The sequence below is a fragment of the Bacillus sp. JJ634 genome, assembly GCF_036962285.1.
Taxonomy (GTDB): domain Bacteria; phylum Bacillota; class Bacilli; order Bacillales; family DSM-1321; genus Peribacillus; species Peribacillus asahii_A.
This window is the reverse complement of the sequence record NZ_JBALMU010000201.1, coordinates 1-4,685: the sequence shown is the minus strand read 5'-3', so window position 1 is coordinate 4,685 and position 4,685 is coordinate 1. Positions and strand designations below refer to the sequence as shown.

The 4,685-nt window shown below is 37.8% G+C and carries 8 protein-coding genes; 7 read left to right on the top strand and 1 reads right to left on the bottom strand.

Translation table 11 applies throughout. From position 1 onward, the window contains the following. Nucleotides 1-626: 626 nt before the first annotated feature. From V7068_RS21840 to V7068_RS21810, 7 genes are all read left to right on the top strand, one after another. Complete coding sequence (locus tag V7068_RS21840; RefSeq protein ID WP_499714524.1) at nucleotides 627-1,133, top strand: hypothetical protein; 507 nt, start codon at nucleotides 627-629, stop codon at nucleotides 1,131-1,133. Nucleotides 1,134-1,302: 169 nt separating this feature from the next. Next, on the top strand, nucleotides 1,303-1,521 hold the full coding sequence (locus V7068_RS21835; RefSeq protein WP_252283694.1) for a DUF1659 domain-containing protein: 219 nt from the start codon (nucleotides 1,303-1,305) through the stop codon (nucleotides 1,519-1,521). A gap of 39 nt (nucleotides 1,522-1,560) precedes the next feature. Further along, a complete protein-coding gene (locus V7068_RS21830; RefSeq protein WP_252283693.1) occupies nucleotides 1,561-1,779 on the top strand; it encodes a DUF2922 domain-containing protein in 219 nt (72 codons plus the stop codon). Nucleotides 1,780-1,840: 61 nt separating this feature from the next. Further along, complete coding sequence (locus V7068_RS21825) at nucleotides 1,841-1,975, top strand: YvrJ family protein (RefSeq protein WP_252283692.1); 135 nt, start codon at nucleotides 1,841-1,843, stop codon at nucleotides 1,973-1,975. 35 nt (nucleotides 1,976-2,010) lie between these two features. Further along, nucleotides 2,011-2,676, top strand: coding sequence for an N-acetylmuramoyl-L-alanine amidase (locus V7068_RS21820; protein ID WP_499714523.1), 666 nt, complete (start codon nucleotides 2,011-2,013; stop codon nucleotides 2,674-2,676). A gap of 95 nt (nucleotides 2,677-2,771) precedes the next feature. Further along, nucleotides 2,772-3,122 carry an ABC transporter gene (locus V7068_RS21815; protein WP_499714522.1) on the top strand — a complete coding sequence of 117 codons (351 nt, stop codon included), beginning with the start codon at nucleotides 2,772-2,774 and terminating at the stop codon, nucleotides 3,120-3,122. Between the two features lie 213 nt (nucleotides 3,123-3,335). Further along, a complete protein-coding gene (locus V7068_RS21810; RefSeq protein WP_499714521.1) occupies nucleotides 3,336-3,908 on the top strand; it encodes a site-specific integrase in 573 nt (190 codons plus the stop codon). Between the two features lie 60 nt (nucleotides 3,909-3,968). Here V7068_RS21810 and V7068_RS21805 read toward each other — a convergent pair whose 3' ends face one another. Further along, complete coding sequence (locus V7068_RS21805) at nucleotides 3,969-4,163, bottom strand: hypothetical protein (RefSeq protein ID WP_499714520.1); 195 nt, start codon at nucleotides 4,161-4,163, stop codon at nucleotides 3,969-3,971. Nucleotides 4,164-4,685 lie beyond the last annotated feature (522 nt).

Genomic DNA, 4,685 nt, shown 5'->3' with positions numbered 1-4,685 from the left:
AGATTCCATTAGGAATCTATATACCTCTTTCAAATAAATGCAGTCTTTGCACCAGAACCACCAAGAATGTAAATATCGATTTTCAGCAAACGGGCGCTATTGCGAAATAAGCAGTCGTAACTGGCAGGATTGTGGAACAACCTAGGTTGAAAATGATTAAACTTATTAGAACCAATTTTATGCCTGACTGCAGATGTTCTCAAAGTCGTCACAAAATCGAAGAAATAAATGAAATACTACAAAATGCCGTTTTTTCGTTCAAAAACCTGAATTTCACTGTAGAAATTCAGGTTTTTAGCGTAAAAAGTGCTGTTTTTAACGTGAAATCTCACTTGAAAATGGAATTTTCGCTTTTTGATTTCCTTTTGCGTAAAACATATGATTAAACTAGTGAAGGAATCAACCTCTCAACCTGCTCCCCCCTTTTTCTATATACCTTCTATTTAGCATTACAAACCCATACCAGGCCAAAAAGTGGGAGAATCCTTTCTTTTTGGCCTTTTTCTGTTGTTTTTTCGATGTTTACATAGTGAAAAACAAGTAGTGCATTTGGAGAAAATCGTCTATTTTTTTCGTAAGGAGATAGTTTTTCAGCTTGAAAACTTAATACGGAAAGGATGAGTTTAATGGATTGGAAGAAGGTTGAAATGTTCTTATCTTCAGGTCAGGCATTTATTCCGGTATATGCTGAAAATAAGGGCGATTCTGTGTTGATGTATTGGAAAGATGGATCAACGGAGATTTTAGATATACAGTGTGAGTCATTTTTAGCTAAGTTGCTTTATTATTTCGGCACAAGTGTTTCGGCTAATCGGAATCGCTATGGCAAGCTGGTTGGGAAAAGGAATCTGGTGCCCATCGTTTTATCGTATGGCATGACGTTAGTTCCCTATACTGTGCGCGAGCCGATTGGCAGGCAGACACGAACCGGTTGGTTTCTGGCCAAAGAGATTTCGCATTTTCATAAGAAATCGCGGCATCACACAGGCGTTCAACTCTCGCAGCATGAAGTGAGTGTGATGCATTCGGAGAAGTTTTGTTTTGAACAGCTAAAGAATGCTAGATGTATCGAGCTGTGTTATGGCGAAATTCATGAACCGTATAGAAAGAATTCGATTTTCTCGGCAGGATAATTCCTGCTTTTTTGATGTAATAAGCTCTAATCAATTTTGTTACAAGAATACGGGCTATTAAATTCTACAAAACCCCCATTTTTCATGGTATTTCACGCTAAAACCCTTTTGGAAGAGATTGGATGTACTGTATATAGTAGAGGTATCCCAAGGGGAAGGAGGAGATATTATGGCTTCAGAATTTCATGTGAAAAAGACCCTATCACTAGCGTTTCAAGACGGTATCAATGCGGATGGGGATCCAATTATTAAGCGTTATTCGTATTCAAACATCAAGAAAACAGCAACCCCTGATGCCTTATTAGCTACTGCGCAAGCGATTGCGAGTTTGTGTAAAGGCACGCAGCGTGGATTCACGACGATTGATAACAATGACTTACTTCCGTAAGGTGATTTGGAAATAAAACGAGAAAGGAGGTAATGCGACATGGCTAAAACATTAGAGTTAACCTTTAATGGTGAGGATGGAGGAACTGTCAAGATTTCGGTTAGAAATCCGAAAGATTCTCTTACCCCAACGGAAATTAAAACGGCAATGGAGCAAATGGTTCAGGCGAATATTTTTACATCGTCTGAGGGGGATATCGTGGGCGTGAAAAGCGCTAGAATGATTGATCGTACGACTGCAGATATCGAATTAGTGTAATCGAGGACGGAAGGTGCTGTAGCCTTCCGTTTTAGTCTATTTAGGGAAGGGAGTGGTATGTATGGATTGGGCGGCTATGATTAGTGAAGTTGGCTTTCCGATTTTGGTGACATTTTATCTATTAAACCGGATGGAAACAAAGATCGATCAACTCTCACAATCCATTAATGACCTGACCGTATCATTAAAACAATAGAGATTTGTTAGGTTGATAAGGAAAGGGTGAAAAAGATGCTGATTGCTATTGATGCGGGGCATGGCGGGAAGGACCCAGGTGCTGCCGCAAATGGATTAATGGAGAAGGATATTACGTTGTACCTGGCACTTAAAGCAGGTGCTTATTTAAGAACGCATTACGAGTGCGATGTGATGTATACAAGGAATAAGGATGTATATCTAGGGCTCTCAGAACGCGCAAATATTGTGAATAGAGCAAAGGCTGATTTGTTTTGTTCATTTCATATTAACAGCTTTAATTCAACGTCCAAAGGCTTTGAAACGTATCGCTATCCAGGAACAACAGGCAAGACGGTGGAGTTACAGAAGGCCGTTCATGAGGAAGTGATGAAGGTTTTAAAACCATACGATATTACGGATCGCGGTATGAAGGAGAAGGATCTTGCGGTTGTCCGCCAGACGAGCATGCCAGCTGTTTTAACGGAAACGATGTTTATTTCGAATCCAAATGAAGCAAAACTCTTAAAATCAGCTTCCTTTCTCGATAAGGTGGCTGAGGCACATGCAATTGGAATTGCTAAAGCTTCAGGATTGGCGAAAAAGAGTAGCAGCAGCACGTATCTTATGACGATTGCGTTTAAAAACAAAGCTGAAGCCGACAAACATGCAAAACAGTTAAAAGAACAATACGGTTGGCTGATCGATGTGAAAAAATCTTAATGGCTCTGCCGATATGGCGGAGATTTTTTTAAAATCATGGCTATGTTAATCTTTACTGTTGATATTTGCCCATTACGAACAGAGGTGTATTGATAATGATAGATAAAGCCTTGACCCAAGTTTACCTTGATTGGCAAGAAAAGCTCGACAATAATGAATGGTATTTTAGTGATGCATTTGATTCGATTGTAAAAGATATGAATCCTGAACAAGCATTTGCGTATATTCCGAATGTTATTCAGATGTTATTGCAATTAGAGGATGAATTTCTAATTTGGGAGACCCTATATTTTCTCTTGCAAGTATACGGAATAGCAAATACTACAGAAATCCATCCAGAGCTGAGAAACAACTGGGAAGCTCTCACAAAGCATATCTATAAATACCCAGACGCATATAAAACACCATTTCAAGAATTGAAAAGAGACTTGAGATTTCCAAAATAATACTGATTCACCTCAACGATGCAGTATTATGCCCATTATCAACAATGTAATTTAACATAGCCAAAATCATAAAAATCTTACACAACGATGTTATGTCAGATTTTTTATTTCGTTGCAAGCCTGTTCCAGAAAGGGTTTATACGTCCTTTTTCAACAGTCCTTTTTAAGAGAAATCTGACGTATTCGCTGTCTGATTAAGGGGGTGTCGTATTTATGCAGACGGTCCAACCTATTAAAGATAGAGACAAAATCGAGGCCATTAAGAAGATTTTACGTGCATCCACGTTGAGAAATGAGCTTTTGTTTGTACTAGGAATCAATACCGGACTAAGGATCAGTGATATTTTAGCATTAAAGGTTGCGGATGTTTTAACGAAAAAGGGAGTGGTTGACCGACTGGATCTCAGGGAAAAAAAGACGAAGAAGAAGCGAATCATCGCTCTTAATAAAAAAACATGCCGATTAATAGAACGTTATTTAGAAATGGAACGGCCAGCTGCACGCTATGATGAGCCGTTGTTCTTGAGTCAGAAAGGTGAAAAACGACCAATCAGCCGGCAGCATGCGTATGACATCCTCAATGAAGCTGCACGCTCCGTAGGCATCACAGAACGCATTGGAACGCACTCTTTAAGGAAAACCTTTGGTTATTTTGCGTACAAACAAGGAATTGACCTGGCAATGATACAGAAGCTGTTGAATCATTCAAGCCAGACTGAGACTTTGCGGTACATAGGCATTACGCAGGAGCAGATGGATGAAGTGGTGTTGAGATTGGAATTATAAAACAGGGTTAGCCTTTGGTAAGTAGGTTAATCCTGTTTCTATGTGGTTTTAAAGTCAACTTCATTCATGGTGAATAATAGATACTTTCTTGAAATTAGAATGGAATCGGTCCAATCGATTAGCTGTTATGTCGCCATAAGGCATGATTAGTTTTTTCACTTGTTCATAATCGGTTGTTCCGAGTTCTTTCAATATATAGGGAATCGATTCTTCGGGGTACTCATAATCACGAAGCAATTGTTTGATACTCTCCATTCATCAGACCTCCATAGTTAATAAGGAAACGGTATACGAATTGTTATGTTTATTTTGTTCTTTTTAGCAAGAAGACATACAAAACTTATTTTTGAAAAAAGGTGTTGACTTATTTATATCAAAATAGTAATATTGTAATTCCCACTAAGGGAATCTGGTTAAACAGATGAATTCTTTATTGGTAGTTTTTAAGTAAGTAAATGAACAGGAAAGTCGATAGTGAAATTATTTTTATAAAAGTGTTGACTTTATTATATTTAAATAGTAATATTATAAATCCACCGAGGAATTCTAGTGAAGTATACGCTGGTCTTTTGGTGAAATTATAATGAAGTTAATGAACATGAAAGATGCTTTCTATCATTCATGTGATAAAAAACTTCAAAAAAATTATTGACTAACATAAATAAATTATGTTATGATAATATTCCGTCGTTAAGACGTAGTTCTTTGAAAACTAAACAAAACAGAAACGCCAACGTTAATTTTTAAGTGAGCACACACTAAAAAAGTGCAACATGA